Origin of the sequence: Cryobacterium adonitolivorans, assembly GCF_004402695.1 — a bacterium.
GTDB lineage: Bacteria > Actinomycetota > Actinomycetes > Actinomycetales > Microbacteriaceae > Cryobacterium > Cryobacterium adonitolivorans.
Window position 1 is genome coordinate 83,501 of the sequence record NZ_SOFL01000036.1, and the last position, 16,138, is coordinate 99,638.

Sequence of the window (16,138 nt, forward strand, 5' to 3'; positions counted from 1 at the left end):
GCACCCCCACGTCACACCACACACCGGAAAGGGAGACTCACCCATGTCCCACACCACCACCCCGATCGTTTTCATTCACGGCCTCTGGATCCACGCGTCTGCCTGGCAACCATGGCAGGAGCTGTTCGCCAGCAGAGGGTACGAGACCTCGGCGCCCGGGTGGCCCGGCGACGGCGACACCGTCGAAGCGACCCGCGCCAAGCCCGACGCGCTCAAGAACGTCGGTATCGAAGCGATCTGCCACCACTACGCGGACCTGTTCACCGAGCAGGGAATCAAACCGATCGTTGTCGGGCACTCCTTCGGTGGTCTGATCGCCCAGGAACTCCTTGCCAACGATTTCGCTACCGCCGCAGTCGCAATCGATCCAGCCCCCATCAAGGGTGTAAAGATCCTGCCGTTCTCGCAGCTGAAGTCTGGCTTCCCCGTTCTGGGCAACCCGGCTAACAAGGGCCGCACCGTTTTCCTCAACGCGAAGCAGTTCCGGTACGCCTTCGGCAACGCGATCTCCGAAGAAGAATCTGACGCTCTGTTCGAGAAATGGACGATCCCCGGCCCGGGCCGGCCGCTGTTTGAAGACGCCACCGCCAACTTCACCCGCAACTCACCCGCCGGGTTAGACACGCACCACGGCGTCCGCGGCCCGCTCCTGCTCACATCCGGCAGCGCCGACCACACCGTGCCCAAAGCGGTGACGTTGGCCGTGGCCAGGCTCTACGCCGACAACACCGCATCGATCACCGAGTACCACGAATACGAGGGCAAAGCGCATTCGCTGACCATCGACGCGGGCTGGACCGAGGTCGCCGAGGACGTACTAGCATGGCTGGCCGAACACGGCCTCGCGGCCAACACAGCGCCGAGTGAAGAATTCGCGAGCTAATCAATCTTCACCACGGGCGCCGCCGGCCGCCTTCACCGGGTTCGACGTGCAACTGCATGGCGAACACTGGCGAGAGGGCACCGGCGATCACGCGATCGAAGACCTCAACCCCTGGACTGAGGAGCCCATCCTCAGAATCCGCAGCGCGAGCCTGGAAGCCTGAGTGCTTGCTTCCATGCCGCAGCTGCAGCGCAGCGGTCTTGGGCACGTCAGCCCTCCGTGAGCGTGCAGCGGGGATGCGCCGCGCCGCCCAGATCACTGAGCGTCGCAAGGAAGAGGTCATCGGGTGGCTGATCCGCGAATCCGGCGGCATTGCGGTGAAATGCGCCACGGCTTCTCAACGACTCGTGCCGACACTCTCTCGCCCCGGCGACGGTCCCCCAGACTTCTTTAGAAGAGGAGGTCATAGGTCCGCATGTTCTCGCGCCGCCCACCCCTCGACGATCCTTCCGTTGGCGACGGCGTAGATAGCGATTCCTATCCAGTGGCTGACTTGCCGCGCATTCGGGTCTGGTGCCTCGCCATCGAACTCTGCAGGCATTTTCTCGCGACGATCACTGACCCAGCATTGTGGATAGCATTAGAGGATGACCGAGCCGGTAGTGCGGGTAACGCTTCTAGAGCAATCCTTAGATGACAAAGTGACGGCAGCCGTCCAGGTCCGTCGCATCACGATGCAGCCAGGTGTCGCGGGTGGTCCACACCAGCACAACGGGCCTGTCTTCGGAGTCATCGAAGCCGGTTCGATTTTCTTCCAGGTCCTTGGAGGCCCCGAGACGGTTCTACACACCGGAGACGTGTTCTACGAGCCTGCGGACGTTCTCATCGATCGGTTCGATGCAACTTTCGAAGGCGCAACCTTCCTGGGCTACTTCCTGTCCGGCCCCAATGAGAAACCAGAACTCACTCCGGTCGTTCGCACGCCCAAGCCCTGATACGACTTCACGCCCGCTGGAACCGATCGCGGTTGAACAACTGTCCCCTGTTCTACACACCATCCTCTCCATCGACTAGCCGACCGCCGACGCGCCCGGGCCGCCCCCGCCGCCGCGTTTTTGCGTTCACATATTGACGGCAAGAGCGGGATGCTGCACTCTTGATTCCATGCCGGTTCGCCAACGAAGGAATCCAGGGTCCCAGACTGCTCTGCGACTCTCGAACCAACAGCGAATCCTCTCCAACCTGGTCTCCTCCGGGCCCACGACACAAGCCGATATCGCCCGCAACACCGGGCTCTCCGCCGCCACAGTCTCGAACATCGTCAAGGTCCTCGTCGACCGCAGTCTGGTCTCAACGTCGCCTACCACGAGCTCGGGCCGACGCGCCCAACTGGTAAGCCTGTCGTCGACCAACGGCGCCGTTTCGGTGGGCATCGACTTCGGGCGCCGCCACGTGCGCATCATCGTGGCCACGCTCGACTACCGGGTGATCGCCGAGAAGGAAATCGAGATCCCCCTCGGCTACACCGCGGCCGAGGCGCTCGACATCGCGGCCAACCTGCTCACCTCCACCCTGAGCCACGCCGGGGTGCAACACTCGGCCGTGCTCGGCGTCGGCGTGGGTGTACCCGGGCCTATTGATCGCCGCACGAGCACCGTTGTCAAGGGGGCCATCCTGCCCGAGTGGGTCGGCGTCACGGTAGGCATGATGGAGGAGAGCTTTCAGGTGCCTGTGCACCTAGAGAACGATGCCAATCTAGGTGTGCTCGCCGAGGCCACGTGGGGGCCGCACGCCGGCACTCCCACTGTCGTGTTCGTCAAGGTGGGCACAGGCATCGGCGCCGGACTCATCCTCAATGGGACGCCGTACTCCGGAAATATCGGCCTGACCGGGGAGATCGGTCACACTCCCATCTACGAGCACGGGCTGCTGTGCCGTTGTGGCAACCGCGGATGCCTCGAGACGGTGGCCTCGACGACCATCATGATCGAGCTGCTGTCCCGCACTCGCGCGCGGCCGGTGCGCACACGCGACATTGTGCGTCTCGTGCTCGAGGGTGACGAACGCGCCATCCGGGTGGTCGAAGAGGCCGGCTTCGCCGTGGGTCGGTCGATCGCAGCGATCGCCAACCTCGTCAACCCCCACACCATCATCATCGGCGGGCCGCTGACGGATTTGGGAGAAATGCTGCTACGGCCGATCCGGAGCGGATTTGCACGCTACGCCGTACCGATGATCGTGGAGACCACACAACTGGTGATGTCTTCACTGGGCGAGCGAGCGGAGGCGCTCGGCGGAGCGTCCCTCGTGCTTCAGGAGTCGGGGATTCATCCAACCGTTGGCTGATCGTTGCCAAGTCGTTGCGTTTATAAGTTGACGACAATGGAAGTAGGGTCTAACTTCAAATTCGGGGCCACAAAAGCGTGGTTCCGTCAGACGAGGAGGTCAGCCGTGGAGACGGATCGCAGCAGTCACCCCACCATCCTGGAGATGCAGTCCATCACCAAGGAATTCCCGGGCGTGAAGGCCCTCGACAATGTGTCGCTCACCGTTAGGGCACGAGAGATCCACGCGATCTGCGGCGAGAACGGTGCGGGCAAGTCCACGCTGATGAAGGTACTCTCCGGCGTCTACCCCTTCGGGACCTACGACGGCGACATCGTCTACGAGGGCGCGGTGGTGCGCTTCCGCGACATCAGGCAGAGTGAGGCCGCCGGCATCGTCATCATCCACCAGGAACTCGCGCTCATCCCCGAGCTTTCGATCACCGAGAACATCTTTCTCGGAAACGAGCCGGGCCGAGCCGGCGTCATCAACTGGGTCGAAGCTCAGCGCCGGGCGATCGAACTGCTCGCCCGGGTGGGACTCGACGACGACCCCGACACCCAGATCAAGAACATCGGAGTTGGCAAGCAGCAACTCGTCGAGATCGCCAAGGCACTCAACAAGAACGTGAAGCTTCTCATCCTCGATGAGCCCACCGCCGCACTCAATGAGAACGACTCGCAGCACCTGCTCGACCTGATCCTCGGTCTCAAAGGCAAGGGCATCTCGTCGATCATGATCTCCCACAAGCTCAACGAGATCGAGCAGATTGCGGACCAGATCACGATCATCCGTGACGGCAAGTCGATCGAAACGCTCGACGTCAAGGCCGACGGCGTCGACGAAGACCGAATCATCCGCGGGATGGTCGGGCGCACACTGGGCAACCGGTTCCCCGAGCACACCGCCGAGATCGGCGAAGTCTTTTTCGAGGTGCGCGACTGGACGGTGCAGCACCCGCTCACCACCGAGCGCCTCGTTGTGAAGAACTCGAACTTCACCGTGCGCCGCGGCGAGGTGGTCGGCTTCGCCGGGCTCATGGGGGCAGGCCGCACCGAACTCGCGATGAGTCTTTTCGGTCGCTCCTACGGCAAGTTCATCTCAGGCCAAGTCTTCAAGGATGGCCAGGAGATCAAGTTGCGCACCGTCGCCGAGGCCATCGGACATGGTATCGCCTACGTGAGCGAAGACCGTAAGTCGCTCGGTCTGAACCTGCTTGACACGATCAAGCGCTCCATCGTGTCGGCGAAGCTGAGCAAGATTTCCCGCGGCACCGTGGTCAACGAGCTCGAAGAAGCCCAGATCTCCGAAAGTTACCGAAAGAGCCTGCGCATCAAGACTCCCACGGTCGAGGAGGGCGTCACCAAGCTGTCCGGCGGAAACCAGCAGAAGGTGGTGCTGGCGAAGTGGATGTTCACCGATCCCGACCTGCTCATCCTCGACGAGCCGACCCGCGGCATCGACGTGGGAGCCAAGGCCGAGATCTACCAGATCATCCGTGACCTCGCCGCGCAGGGTAAGGGCATTATCATGATTTCGTCGGAGCTGCCAGAACTACTTGGAGTCTCCGACCGCGTCTACACGATCTTCGAAGGCAAGATCACCAATGAACTCCCGGTCGCCGAGGCCGATCCCGAAACCCTCATGCGGAGCATGACCTCGTCCTCACAGAAAGTAGACGCGTAATGAGCGCACCCGTAACCGAGAAAAGCGGCGGATTCGACATCCGCGACTTGAAGAAACTGTTCGGCGGCGGTGGTTCGCTCAAGCAGTTCGGCATCCTCGGGGCCCTCGTCGTGATCATCATCTTCTTTCAGATTTGGACAGGGGGTAAAACGCTGCAGCCCGGCAACATCATCAACATCGTGCAGCAGTATTCCTACATCCTGATCCTGGCCATCGGCATGGTGATGGTGATCATCGCCGGCCACATCGACCTCTCGGTCGGCTCGGTCGCGGCCTTCACCGGCATCATCGTGGCGCTGGCGATGAAGGACTGGAACTTCCCGTGGTGGGCCGCGATTCTCCTGGGCCTCGTCGTTGGCGGGCTGATTGGAGCCTGGCAGGGCTTCTGGGTCGCCTACATCGGGGTCCCGGCGTTCATCGTGACCCTGGCCGGCATGCTCATCTGGCGCGGTGGCAACCAGTTCATCGGTGACTCGGCAACCGTGCCCGTCGGCACCGGGTTCCAGGTCATCGGCAAGGGCTACCTCCCCGAGGTCGGCCCGAACTTCGGTCTGAACAATCTCACAATGCTTCTCGGGATCCTCGTGGTGGTGATCCTCATCGCCCTTGAGGTGCGCGGTCGCCGTACCCGAAACGTGATGCGCGCGTCGTCCGAGCCCATCTGGCTCAGCGTGCTCCGTGTCGTCATCCTCGGCGGTGTGGTGCTGGTGGCCGCCTACCTGTTCGCCACCGGTCGAGTCGGCACCAGCTTCCCGGTTTCCGGCATAATCCTCGCCGTGCTGGTCGTGGCGTACTCCTTCCTCACGAACAAGACGACCATCGGTCGCCACATTTACGCGGTCGGCGGCAACAAGCACGCGGCCGAGCTGTCGGGCGTCAACTCGAGACGCGTCAACTTCTTCGTGATGATGAACATGTCGGTGCTGGCGGCTCTGGCCGGCATGATCTTCGTCGCTCGTTCGCAGGCCTCCGGCCCGTTCGACGGAACCGGCTGGGAACTCGACGCGATCGCAGCGGTCTTCATCGGCGGCGCGGCGGTCTCTGGCGGTATCGGAACCGTCGCGGGCTCCATCATCGGCGGACTCGTGATGGCCGTGCTGTCCAACGGCCTGGCACTCAAGGGCATCCAGTCCGACCTCGTTCAGATCATCAAGGGCCTCGTCCTCTTAATCGCCGTCGGCGTTGACGTCTACAACAAGTCGCAGGGACGCCCGTCGATCATCGGACTGATGACGCGCAACAAGGGCGGCCAGGCACCGACGGACGACGCCACTTCAGCCCTGGTCACGCCGGGCGGCGGAACGCCGGACACCGCGGTGCCAGCCGATCTGAAGAAATAGCATCACTCACCCATTTTTACTCCCCGGAGAATCACCTCCACCCCCTGCACCACACACAGAAAAGAAAGAGATCCCAATGAAGAAGATCCTTTTTGCTGCGACCGCCGTCATGGCAGTCGCCGCACTCGGCCTCACCGGCTGCTCCTCCGACAACGGACGCGGCAGCGAAACGGGCACGGATGAGGCCGCCAGCGGCTTCTCTGCCGACTCGCTGATCGGCGTCGCACTTCCCGACAAGACCAGTGAGAACTGGGTTCTCGCCGGCAGCCTCTTCGAGGAGGGACTCGCCGACGCCGGTTTCGAGGGTGACGTGCAGTACGCCGGTGCCAGCAACGCTGTCGCTGACCAGCAGCAGCAGATCTCCACCATGGTCACCAATGGGGCCAAAGTCATTATCGTCGGAGCCAAGGACGGCGCGCAGCTGGGCACGCAGGTTGCTGACGCCAAGGCCGCGGGCGCGATCGTCATCGCGTACGACCGCCTCATCCTCAACACCGACGACGTCGACTACTACGTCGCCTTCGACAACTTCAAGGTCGGTCAGCTTCAGGGCCAGGCTCTTCTCGACGGTATGGCCGCGAAGTTCCCGGATAAGACCACCTACAACGTGGAGCTCTTCTCCGGTTCCTCCGACGACTCGAACTCCGCGGTGTTCTTCGACGGTGCCATGGACGTGCTGCAGCCGAAGATCGACGACGGAACGCTGAAGATCGTCTCTGGCCAGACCGAGATCAGCCAGACGGCAACCGATGGCTGGAAGCCCGAGAACGCCCAGCGTCGAATGGACACCCTCATGCAGGGTACCTACCAGGCCGAGGCCGTCGACGGCGTCCTGTCGCCGAACGACACCCTCGCCCGCGCCATCATCACCTCGGTGAAGGATGCTGGACAGGCCGAGCTCCCCGTCGTGACTGGTCAGGACTCCGAAGCTGCTTCGATCCCGCTGATCATGTCCGGCGACCAGTACTCCACCATCTACAAGGACACCCGCGCGCTGGTCAAGGAAGCGATCGCCATGGCGTCCGCTCTGCAGGCCGGTGACGAGCCCACCGTCAACGACACCGAGTCGTACGACAACGGCAACAAGATCGTCCCCGCCGACCTGCTCACGCCAGTCATCGTCACCAAGGACAACGCTGCCGAGGCATACGCCGAGAACCCCGACCTTCTCGCACTCACCAAGTAACACCCGCTAGACACGGCGACACCGGTCGGCCCCTCCGGGCCGGCCGGTGTCATTGCCAATTTGACCCGCAAACTGCAGTCGCTTGCGAATAAGAATTCGACGCAGGTGTTCATCCGTGAATGGCCACGGTAGCTTCGAACTCGATGCACCTCACACACGTGGTGAATGTCGCCTTCAAAGGCGAGAGGCTGGGTGGGGCGGTTTCGGGCCCGTGATCGCGAGGTGCTCGAGCGACGCGCCCTCCACATCGATGTTCGGCAATAGCCCGTCTAGCCGATTCGGAATCCACCAGGCGGCGTCGCCAAGGAGGTGCATGGCGGCGGGGATCAGGAGCATCCGCACGATAAATGCATCGAGGAGAACGCCGAATGCCAGACCGAATCCGATTGGTCGGATTGTCGCTGACTCCGAGAAGATGAACCCCGCGAAGACGGCGATCATGATGAGTGCTGCGGCTGTGACTACGGGCCGGCCCAGGCGGAGGCCGCGTTGTACCGCGTCCCGTGCTGTGGAGCCGTGCGCGTAGGTTTCTCTCATTCCGGACACCAGGAACAGCTGGTAGTCCATAGCCAGGCCGAAGAGTACCCCGATTTCGAGTATCGGTAGGAAGCTGAGGATCGGGGCGGGGTCGTGGACTCCGAAGATCGCGCTGAGCCAGCCGAACTGGTAGACCGCTGTGAGGGCGCCGAGAGTGGCTAAAAGCGAGAGTACGAAGCCGGCGGTCGCGATGATGGGCACGAGAATCGAGCGGAAGACGACGACAAGGATGATCAGGGACAGTGTCAGGACCACGGCGAGGTAGATCGGGAGAACTTCGCCCAGTTTCTCCGAGATATCGATCTGTGCGCTGGCGGTACCTGCAACGCCGAGGGTAACAGCGCCTTCTTCAGTCTCCACGGGGGAAATGTTGCGAAGGTCGTGAACGAGGTCCTCAGTAGCGATGCTCGATGGGCCGCCGGTGGAGATGATTTGGAAGGCGATAGCGGTGCCGTCTGACGATATGGCGATGGGAGCGACGGCACTAACGTTGTGTTGGGCCGCGATTTTCGTGGCGACGGCAACCTGTTGCTGGAGCAAGGCAGATCCCGTGGCTGGTTCCGGGAGATCAGCCACGACAACCAGTGGGCCGTTTTGGCCCACCCCGAATTTATCGGCGATGGTGGCGAAGGTCTTGTAAGGGCTGGAGGACGTTGCTTCCGACGATCCATCGGGGAGGCCGAGCCGCATCGTCAGCGCGGGGAGAGCGACAACTCCCAGAAGCGCGACTCCCGCAACGATGGTGAGCACCGCACGCCCTGTCGACATGGGTACGGCGACGATGGCGGCGGCATCTCCCATTTGCTTTCGCTCCCTCTTGCGAAGGATGCGTATGCCGGCCAGCGACAGCATCGCGGGAGTGAGGCTGATCGCAACGAGGATAGCGACCGCGACCGAGACAGCGCCAACCGTACCCATGAGGCCCAGAAACGGAATTCCGGTGATGTTCAAGGCGAGGAGCGCGACGATGACAGTCGTGCCGGCGAAGACGACGGCGTTGCCAGACGTGCCGTTGGCCAGTCCGATGGACTCAGCTAGCGGCATTCCCCGCTTGAGCTGGGACCTGTGTCTGTTGATGATGAATAGAGAGTAGTCGATGCCCACCGCGAGGCCCAGCATGACGGCGAGGAGTGGGGTGATCGAGGTGAACTCGATGAGACCCGAGAACGAGAGAGCGGCAAGGAGAGCGACACCGAGCCCTACCATCGCGCTGATAAGCGGCAGCGCTGCCCCCAATACTGTTCCCAGCAGCACGAGCAGCACTACCGCCGCGATGACGATCCCGACGGCCTCACCCGGACCGACGAGGTTGGGTGTGCCTTGAACCAGCTCGTTGGATATCGTGACCTCAACACCTGGGATGCGCGCGTCAGCGGCCGCGGCAACGACCTGGGCCTTGAGCTCAGGCGGCACGACGAAGGCGTTCTTGGTGAATTGCACTGTCGCGAGCGCCGCTGTGCCGTCCTCTGAGACGAAACGGATGTTCTTTGACAGGTCGAAAAGTGAGGACCCGAGGTCTAGTTGCAAACCGGGCTCCGTCAAGGATTGCGCGGCAGAGTCGAGGTCGGTCTGCTGTGCTGTCAAGAGCGTCCTCTGGGCGTCGAGGAATTGCTGTTGTTGCGCAAATTGCGCCTCTGCATCGGCGGAATCGCCTGCTTGGGAGCGTGCAGCATCGAGTTGCGTTTGCGCGTCGGTGAGCTGCTGCACGCCGACGTCGAGCTGGTCTTGCGCCGCGGCGAGCTCGGTCCTTCCGGCATCGAGCTGTGACCGCCCGTCGACGATTTGCTGGCGCTGATCGGCCAGTTCGGTTTCGATTGTGAAAGGGTTCTTTGCGGCTTTGACGCCCGAGAATCCAGCAATGTCAGTAAGCAGGGCGTGGATCTGCCCCTTATGCGTCTGGGTGAAGGGCTGACCGCCGGAGGTGGAAAAGACGAGGCTCGCTGTCCCTCCACTCACCGTGGGGAACATCTCCTCAAGCTGTTCGCTCACCTTCGCCGTCGGGGTGCCCGGGATCGTGATCGAGGACGAGATCGTGCCCGCGCATAGCGCATAACTGGCACCTGATAGCGCAAAAATCACGATCCAGGCGTTGATGACGCTCCACCGCCGTCGTGCGGCGAATCTTCCGAGGCGATAGAGAAGATCAGCCATGTCGAGAACCCGTTCTTTTGGGAGGAAGCCGCGGAATCACGAATCCTCATTGTTATACATACTGTATAGTCCATCACTATACAGCGTGTCAGTTTCTACTGTACGTGCTGTAAAGTAACTATGATCGTCAGGAAATTAGGGAGTGTTCACCGTGGCACGAGTAGCCCGCACCACTCGTTCCGAGCAAACGGCTCAGGCCAAGCAGCGCATTCTCGACGTTGCCGGCACGATGTTTGCCGAGCACGGCTATGACGGGACCGCCATGCAGGACGTGGCGACGAAACTCGGGCTGACCCGAGCTGCGCTGTACTACCACTACTCGTCCAAGGCTGACATCTTGCGCGAGATCATCGACGCCGAGACGTCACGATTCTTCGCGACGCTAGACACCATTAGCGCGATCAAGTCCCGAACCGATCGAATGGATACGACGGTAGCGGCGCTGGTCGCTGCTGGGCTCAATCAGAGACTGCGCATCGTGTTTCTCGTCTCTGACCCCGCTGTGAGCGCCCTCCCGAACACCGCCGACGGTCGCCCAAACGTCGTCGATCGCGTCGCCAAGGTGATCTACGGCGAAACGCCGACCCCCGAACAGCTGTTCGCTGTGAATGCCGCATTCATGTCGTTTGCGGCAGTATCAGCATTCCCGCACCTTACGGATGAGCAGCTCTCGCCCATACTGACGCGTGCACTGCATCGCCTTCTACGGGTTCGTTAGGTTCCTGGCCCGGCATCGCAGGCGGAACAACGATCGTCCGTTGGTCCCCCAGGCCCGAATGCTAAGCCACGAGCTGTCGCACCTCGCGCTGCTGTTTGATGGCCAGTGCATCGCTCGCGACCGAGATCGCTTGGCTCTCATAGAAGTCGGGTGACCGTTGACGGAGTAGACCGATGCGAGACGGGTGCCGCTGCCGCAACGAGCGCCCAGATCGCCCTCCCTTAATGGCTGGGCAACGATATTCTCCACGCCCCGACCGTCGCTCTCGCCGGAATCGAACAGGTTTGCCAAACCGCTCTGAAGCGTTGTAAGTGTTTTGTATGCAGTGAGTTATGGGGCGTCCTGGTGGCGCCTGCCCCTACCGACTGCTGAGCATCCACAACACCCAGGAATGGCCCGACTACTACGACGAGCAGCACCAGGACGAGCTGCGTCACTTCTTCGACCACTTCCTCAAAGACCACGACAACGGCTGGGAGCAGATGCCCCCCGTGCGCTATTCCCTGCTCGACGTTGAGGGCGGCGACCGGATCGACATTTCGACCGAACAGTTTCCACCGACCGAATCCGTGCCCAGGAACTTCTATCTCGACGGCCGCTCGCACGCGCTGACTACCACGGCGCCCGGCGCCGAACTGCCGGTGGCGTATACCGTGGCGGCGAATCCGGACGCCGCGTCCTTCCTCACGCGCTTCGCCGACGAGACGGTGCTGGTGGGCTACCCGAAGGCGCACCTGTTCGTCGAAGCCCGCGACTGGGACGACATGGACATTCTCGTGCTCGTGCAAAAGCTCGACGCCTACGGCACTCAACTGGAGGCGTTCACGGTTCCGAATCAGAGCGCAATCGCACTTGACCTCACCGACCGCGGTGCGACGATTCTGAAGTACAAGGGCTCAGACGGTCGACTGCGGGTCGACGCACGAAGTGCCCGCACACACCTTCGACCAGGTCGAGAAGCTCGCACCCGGCGAGATCGTCGAAATCGAAATCGACTTGTTGCCGGTCGGGCTGGTGTTCCGCCCGGGCGAGCAACTGCGCTTCGTAGTCAGCTCCCGCAACGTGCTCGGCACGATGATGCCCGGTATCCGCGAGTAAATGACCAACGCCCTGAGGACGAGTAAGTAAGGGCTCATTGATGTCGCTCAGCCGCCATCACGCCTACTCAACTGCCGTCCCTGGGCAGTCAGCTGGCCGTCACAATTGACCCGGGCATTGCCCGCGCCGAAGCGGCGCTCAACGTCGTGGGCGCGCTAAATCGAGTCGGGCGCGGCGATGCGATCGAGGGCCTGCCTGAGGTGCTCGACCTGCACGCCGGTGAACGGCTCGATCAAGTGCCGACGCACAGCTGCAGCGTGGACCGGCTGCGCCACGGCGACGATCTCGATTCCTGCGTCGGTCACCTCGACCTCGACGCCGCCGGTGACCCGCCGCCTGGTGACCAATCCCCGATCCTCCATCCGGGACAAGTGGTGAGACAGGCGGGTCCTGTCCCAGCCGAGCACGACCGCGAGCTGATTCTGGCGCACCGTCCCGTCGACGTCGGCGGCGTGAATCAGGATCGCCATGTCGGGGTCTGAAAGCCCTGTAGCCGCCCGAACGTCCTCGGCGACTCGAGTGCGCAGGACTTCGTGCGCCCGCTTCCACGCGAACCACAACGCCCGCTCGGACAGACTCAAGGGCGTGCTTGCCGGCAGATCTTTGCGTGTTGACATATCGACACAATAGGCGCATCCTGTTGATAAGACAACACCTGCTTGGTGGGAAAGAAGCTCATGTCCCTGAATCGCTCCGAACGCGGCGACACTTGCAACGAACTGAACGCTAACCTCGTTCTCTCCGGCCTTACCCCCGAAAACATCGGAGGAGCCCTGGGCTGGACGCTGGACCGTACGACCGCCGCCCTCGCCGTGGCCGGGGCAGCGCCGCGCGACGTATGGCTAGTCCGCGACTACATCGACGCGGCGATCATCGCCGCCGGCAAGACCCCTCACCCGTACTCGTCCCTGACCGAGCAGATGCGCAGCGCGGCTGACTCCTGGTTCGGACTGATCGACGTCGCCGACGTCATAACCGGAGCCGCACGATGACCGGGCCGACTCCATCAACCGTTTCCCGCCCGACCCCCGGGGGCACGTTCCTCCTGGTCGGCCGCCCCACCCCTCGGATCGGGTACGGAATGGGGCAAGTCACCCGGAAGGCCACGGACACTGCGGGACGAGAGAACGCGTTTGCGGTGCTTCGCCACGCCTTCGACCTCGGCATCACGCACTACGACACCGCACAGTTCTACGGAAATGGCCTCGCCAACGAGCTACTGCGAGACACGCTCGGCGCAGTCCGCGATGACATCGTGATCGCGACCAAAGCAGGCGCGAAGCCGCTGCCGGATGCCCCGATCCCCCTGGGGGCCGCGCAGACGCCGTTCGAGCTGCGCGAAGCGGTCGAGCAGAACCTCCGCACCCTCGACACAGACCGGCTCGACATCGTGAACCTGCGTCGCATGGACTTCACCCCCGGCCTGTTGGCCGAGGGCGACCAGATCGTCCCGTTCGAGGATCAGCTGGCCGAGATGACTGCACTCCGAGACGAAGGGAAGATCGTCGGCATCGGACTCAGCCACATCACCCTCGACCAGCTCAGGACAGCTCTGCCCGCAGGGATCGCATGTGTGCAGAACATTTACAACTTGGTCAGCAGGGGCGATGAGGACATGCTCGCCCTGTGCGAAAAGCACGGCGTCGCGTGGGTGCCGTACTTCCCCCTCGGCGGCGGTTACGGGAGCCTCCGGAAGGTCGTCGACTTACCGACGGTCATCGACACTGCCGCCAAGCTCCACGCGACCCCATCTCAGGTGGGTCTCACCTGGCAGCTCGCTCACTCACCGAACACCATGATCATCGCCGGCACCAGCAGTATCAACCATCTCAATGAAAACACAGAGGCGGCACGGCTCGAACTCGGGCCCGGCATGATCTCTGCACTCGAATTAGGAACATGACGGCTGCCTGATAGGCGGCGTCCGCACGGCCTAAACACGTCGGGCACATGCCGGAGATAGGCGCGGGTATCCCAGCTCTCCTCGGTGGGCTTTCAGCTCGCTCTGCGGGGGCCGATCCGAGAGCGTTATCCCGGCGGCCAGTCGGCCGCCGGGATGACCCAGAACTGGCTAGGGGCGGCTACGCGGTCCGCGGTCAGCCGCGACTGCCGTGATGTTCGGCTGCTGAGCTTCCTGTGTCCGTTGGGTGAGGGACGGCGCGTTCTTGGCCTGCGCGGCGATCTTCGGCACCTCTTCCTCGGCCTTGTTGAGGTAGGACTCCCAACGGGTCTGCATCGGCTTGATCAGACCGCCACCAACGCCCACGACGAGGATCCCGACAATGGCAGCCAGGATCGCGATAAGAATCGGGGTGGTGACCGTCACGGCGATGTTTACCTGGTTGAGGGCGGCGATTACCCCGATAAGGATGATGAAACCGCTGGCGAGGTTGGCGAGCAGCTTCCCATAGGAGAGACCGCCCAGGGTGCTGATGATCAACTCGCGGACGGCGGCTGCGATGGCGAAGGTGATAACGATGATGATCAGCGCTACGAATATCAGCGGCAGGTAGGCGATTATCCCCGCGAGCAGGTCGCTGATCGGGTTCGGCCCGAACACGCCGAAGGCGAGCTGAAGGACGAACAGGAAAAGGAAGTAATAAACCAACTTCGCGACGATGTCGGACGCGTCGTACTTGCTGCGGGCTAGCGCCTTCTTGATGCCGCCTCGTTCCACGGCGCGATCGAAGCCGACCTTCTCAAGGATTTTCTCGATGACCTTGGCAAGCAGTTTCGCGATGACTAGCCCGAGAATCAGGATCACTAGGAAAAGAAGCAGTTCGGGAAGGAAGGTGATGATGTTTGAGATTGCCACTGCGAAGCCGGATTGGATGGATTGAAGGGTGTCGTCCATGAGGTTTCTCCTAATGCACTCGGCCTCGGTGCGTCCAAGTGGAGCGTGAGGCAGCCAAAAACTGCTCAGCCGAAGGTAGCTGTTACTTAATAGACGCAATGACCCGCCGCTATGTCACGCCAAAGAAGAACATCTGCTCCCGACAGATCAGTGGGGTCGTGACGGCTAACCCGCAGCTGGCCAACAAGCTGTTGGCCAATCGCCTGGAGGCTGCATCCCCGTCTTACCCGACAACCTCGATTCGCGAGGATCGTTGTCGGCTCACCCACCGCCGCCGAGCGTTCGGTCTTCACTCCGGCTCTGCCGGGAAACCACCGGCGGGCAGTGCAGGCGCGCATCGGCGAGGTGGATTAGACCAATGGATTGGGCATTCCCGGGTTGAGCGGCCCCTCAGCCCAAGGTATCCGCGCGAGGTCACCTATGATGGGCGAGAGTAAAGCCCGGTGACAAAACAAAAACTTAGATGACGGCATTTACCGGACCCTGTGGGAGGTAAAAGACCATGCCAGCGTGGATGCAGGCTTTGTTCTGGGGAACACTTGCGGGCGCGGCACTGGTCCTCGGCTCAGCATTGTCGTGGTGGTGGAGGATCCCTCCCAAAGTTGTCTCCCTTGTGATGTCCTTCGGCGCGGGTGTGCTGATCTCCGCCCTAGCCTTCGATCTGGTCGACGAGGCGGCCCGCGGCGGGGGCCTGTGGCCGACAGCGGCCGGTTTCCTGGCAGGCGCAGTGGTCTACGTCACAGCGAACGCGCTTCTCGCGCGGCGGGGGGCCAAACACCGGAAGCGCTCTGGCGGCAAGCAGCCCTCGGAACAGGACAGACCAGGCAGCGGTACCGCGATTGCGCTCGGGGCCCTGCTCGACGGCATTCCCGAATCGGTCGTCCTCGGGCTTGGATTGGTCGCTGGCGGTTCGGTCAGTCCGGCGATGCTGGCAGCGATATTCATCTCCAATGTCCCGGAAGGTCTCTCCAGCACAGCCGGAATGAAGAAGGCCGGCCGGAGCGCCGGCTACGTGTTCGGGGTTTGGGGAGGAATAGCCTTAGTTTCCGGAATCGCCTCTCTCATTGGGTACGCCAGCCTGCAAAGCGCCTCGGCCGAACTTGTTGCGTTCATCACTGCGACAGCCGCCGGTGCCATTCTGGCTATGCTCGCCGACACCATGATCCCCGAGGCCTTCGAAGAACATCACGTCCTCACCGGGCTCAGCGCCGCTGTGGGCTTCCTCACCGCCTTCACAATCAGCCAGGCAGGCAAATAAGCACGCCCTGTGTGTGTCAAGCGCCAGTCTTCCAGTGTGTGATCGGGCAACCGGAGTAGCTAGCAGCCCGTCACGCCGAGAGTGTCATCCGCTGACGGATTGACTTCGATACCAGAGGTCCGCCCCTTTGACCTTCGCCACGCCGTTCAGGTGTCCTGGGGA

General features: G+C 62.4%; 15 protein-coding genes. 12 read left to right on the forward strand and 3 right to left on the reverse strand.

All coding sequences use genetic code 11. The features are described from left to right. Positions 1–43 precede the first annotated feature (43 nt). The 7 genes from E3O42_RS11205 to E3O42_RS11235 all read left to right on the forward strand — a co-directional run bounded on the left by E3O42_RS11205 (position 44) and on the right by E3O42_RS11235 (position 7,360). Positions 44–883, forward strand: a complete 840-nt coding sequence (locus E3O42_RS11205) for an alpha/beta hydrolase (protein WP_134454016.1) — start codon at positions 44–46, stop codon at positions 881–883. Continuing rightward, positions 864–1,046 (forward strand): hypothetical protein, encoded by a 183-nt coding sequence (locus E3O42_RS11210; protein ID WP_134454017.1) that lies wholly within the window; start codon positions 864–866, stop codon positions 1,044–1,046. Before E3O42_RS11205 ends, E3O42_RS11210 begins: the two co-directional genes overlap by 20 nt. A 424-nt stretch (positions 1,047–1,470) precedes the next feature. Further along, positions 1,471–1,818, forward strand: a complete 348-nt coding sequence (locus tag E3O42_RS11215) for a cupin domain-containing protein (protein WP_134454018.1) — start codon at positions 1,471–1,473, stop codon at positions 1,816–1,818. Between the two features lie 169 nt (positions 1,819–1,987). After that, complete coding sequence (locus E3O42_RS11220) at positions 1,988–3,169, forward strand: ROK family transcriptional regulator (protein WP_134454019.1); 1,182 nt, start codon at positions 1,988–1,990, stop codon at positions 3,167–3,169. 144 nt (positions 3,170–3,313) lie between these two features. Continuing rightward, positions 3,314–4,834 (forward strand): multiple monosaccharide ABC transporter ATP-binding protein, encoded by a 1,521-nt coding sequence (gene mmsA, locus E3O42_RS11225; RefSeq protein WP_241984798.1) that lies wholly within the window; start codon positions 3,314–3,316, stop codon positions 4,832–4,834. Between the two features lie 38 nt (positions 4,835–4,872). Continuing rightward, positions 4,873–6,174 carry a multiple monosaccharide ABC transporter permease gene (gene mmsB / locus E3O42_RS11230; protein ID WP_134454128.1) on the forward strand — a complete coding sequence of 434 codons (1,302 nt, stop codon included), beginning with the start codon at positions 4,873–4,875 and terminating at the stop codon, positions 6,172–6,174. 76 nt (positions 6,175–6,250) lie between these two features. Further along, positions 6,251–7,360, forward strand: a complete 1,110-nt coding sequence (locus E3O42_RS11235; protein ID WP_134454021.1) for a substrate-binding domain-containing protein — start codon at positions 6,251–6,253, stop codon at positions 7,358–7,360. A gap of 174 nt (positions 7,361–7,534) precedes the next feature. Here the strand turns inward: E3O42_RS11235 and E3O42_RS11240 are convergent, their stop codons facing one another. Continuing rightward, the gene (locus E3O42_RS11240; RefSeq protein WP_134454022.1) at positions 7,535–10,048 is read right to left on the reverse strand and encodes an MMPL family transporter; all 2,514 of its coding nucleotides are present in this window, start codon (positions 10,046–10,048) and stop codon (positions 7,535–7,537) included. A gap of 142 nt (positions 10,049–10,190) precedes the next feature. Between E3O42_RS11240 and E3O42_RS11245 the strand changes: the two genes are divergently transcribed. Next, positions 10,191–10,766 carry a TetR/AcrR family transcriptional regulator gene (locus tag E3O42_RS11245; protein ID WP_134454023.1) on the forward strand — a complete coding sequence of 192 codons (576 nt, stop codon included), beginning with the start codon at positions 10,191–10,193 and terminating at the stop codon, positions 10,764–10,766. 332 nt (positions 10,767–11,098) lie between these two features. Further along, positions 11,099–11,890, forward strand: coding sequence for a CocE/NonD family hydrolase C-terminal non-catalytic domain-containing protein (locus E3O42_RS18970; RefSeq protein ID WP_198414122.1), 792 nt, complete (start codon positions 11,099–11,101; stop codon positions 11,888–11,890). Between the two features lie 129 nt (positions 11,891–12,019). On the opposite strand, the gene E3O42_RS11255 is transcribed toward E3O42_RS18970, so the two are convergent. After that, on the reverse strand, positions 12,020–12,481 hold the full coding sequence (locus tag E3O42_RS11255) for a MarR family winged helix-turn-helix transcriptional regulator (protein ID WP_134454024.1): 462 nt from the start codon (positions 12,479–12,481) through the stop codon (positions 12,020–12,022). A gap of 60 nt (positions 12,482–12,541) precedes the next feature. On the opposite strand from E3O42_RS11255, the gene E3O42_RS11260 reads away from it, so the two are divergent. Both E3O42_RS11260 and E3O42_RS11265 read left to right on the forward strand, forming a co-directional pair. Then, on the forward strand, positions 12,542–12,856 hold the full coding sequence (locus E3O42_RS11260) for a DUF2316 family protein (protein WP_134454025.1): 315 nt from the start codon (positions 12,542–12,544) through the stop codon (positions 12,854–12,856). After that, positions 12,853–13,767, forward strand: coding sequence for an aldo/keto reductase (locus E3O42_RS11265; protein ID WP_134454026.1), 915 nt, complete (start codon positions 12,853–12,855; stop codon positions 13,765–13,767). Before E3O42_RS11260 ends, E3O42_RS11265 begins: the two co-directional genes overlap by 4 nt. 168 nt (positions 13,768–13,935) lie before the next feature. Here the strand turns inward: E3O42_RS11265 and E3O42_RS11270 are convergent, their stop codons facing one another. After that, entirely contained in the window at positions 13,936–14,718 is a 783-nt protein-coding gene (locus tag E3O42_RS11270; RefSeq protein WP_134454027.1) for a mechanosensitive ion channel family protein, read from the reverse strand. A gap of 502 nt (positions 14,719–15,220) precedes the next feature. Between E3O42_RS11270 and E3O42_RS11275 the strand changes: the two genes are divergently transcribed. Further along, positions 15,221–15,976 (forward strand): ZIP family metal transporter, encoded by a 756-nt coding sequence (locus tag E3O42_RS11275; protein ID WP_134454028.1) that lies wholly within the window; start codon positions 15,221–15,223, stop codon positions 15,974–15,976. Positions 15,977–16,138: the final 162 nt, after the last annotated feature.

What these genes read in the sequence shown, in the direction of transcription:
- E3O42_RS11205 (WP_134454016.1), top strand. Translation starts at nt 44, where the DNA reads ATGTCCCACACCACCACCCCGATCGTTTTCATTCACGGCCTCTGGATC.
- E3O42_RS11215 (WP_134454018.1), top strand. Translation starts at nt 1,471, where the DNA reads ATGACCGAGCCGGTAGTGCGGGTAACGCTTCTAGAGCAATCCTTAGAT.
- E3O42_RS11220 (WP_134454019.1), top strand. Translation starts at nt 1,988, where the DNA reads ATGCCGGTTCGCCAACGAAGGAATCCAGGGTCCCAGACTGCTCTGCGA.
- mmsA (WP_241984798.1), top strand. Translation starts at nt 3,314, where the DNA reads ATGCAGTCCATCACCAAGGAATTCCCGGGCGTGAAGGCCCTCGACAAT.
- E3O42_RS11235 (WP_134454021.1), top strand. Translation starts at nt 6,251, where the DNA reads ATGAAGAAGATCCTTTTTGCTGCGACCGCCGTCATGGCAGTCGCCGCA.
- E3O42_RS11240 (WP_134454022.1), bottom strand. Translation starts at nt 10,048, where the DNA reads ATGGCTGATCTTCTCTATCGCCTCGGAAGATTCGCCGCACGACGGCGG.
- E3O42_RS18970 (WP_198414122.1), top strand. Translation starts at nt 11,099, where the DNA reads ATGGGGCGTCCTGGTGGCGCCTGCCCCTACCGACTGCTGAGCATCCAC.
- E3O42_RS11255 (WP_134454024.1), bottom strand. Translation starts at nt 12,481, where the DNA reads ATGTCAACACGCAAAGATCTGCCGGCAAGCACGCCCTTGAGTCTGTCC.
- E3O42_RS11260 (WP_134454025.1), top strand. Translation starts at nt 12,542, where the DNA reads ATGTCCCTGAATCGCTCCGAACGCGGCGACACTTGCAACGAACTGAAC.
- E3O42_RS11265 (WP_134454026.1), top strand. Translation starts at nt 12,853, where the DNA reads ATGACCGGGCCGACTCCATCAACCGTTTCCCGCCCGACCCCCGGGGGC.
- E3O42_RS11270 (WP_134454027.1), bottom strand. Translation starts at nt 14,718, where the DNA reads ATGGACGACACCCTTCAATCCATCCAATCCGGCTTCGCAGTGGCAATC.
- E3O42_RS11275 (WP_134454028.1), top strand. Translation starts at nt 15,221, where the DNA reads ATGCCAGCGTGGATGCAGGCTTTGTTCTGGGGAACACTTGCGGGCGCG.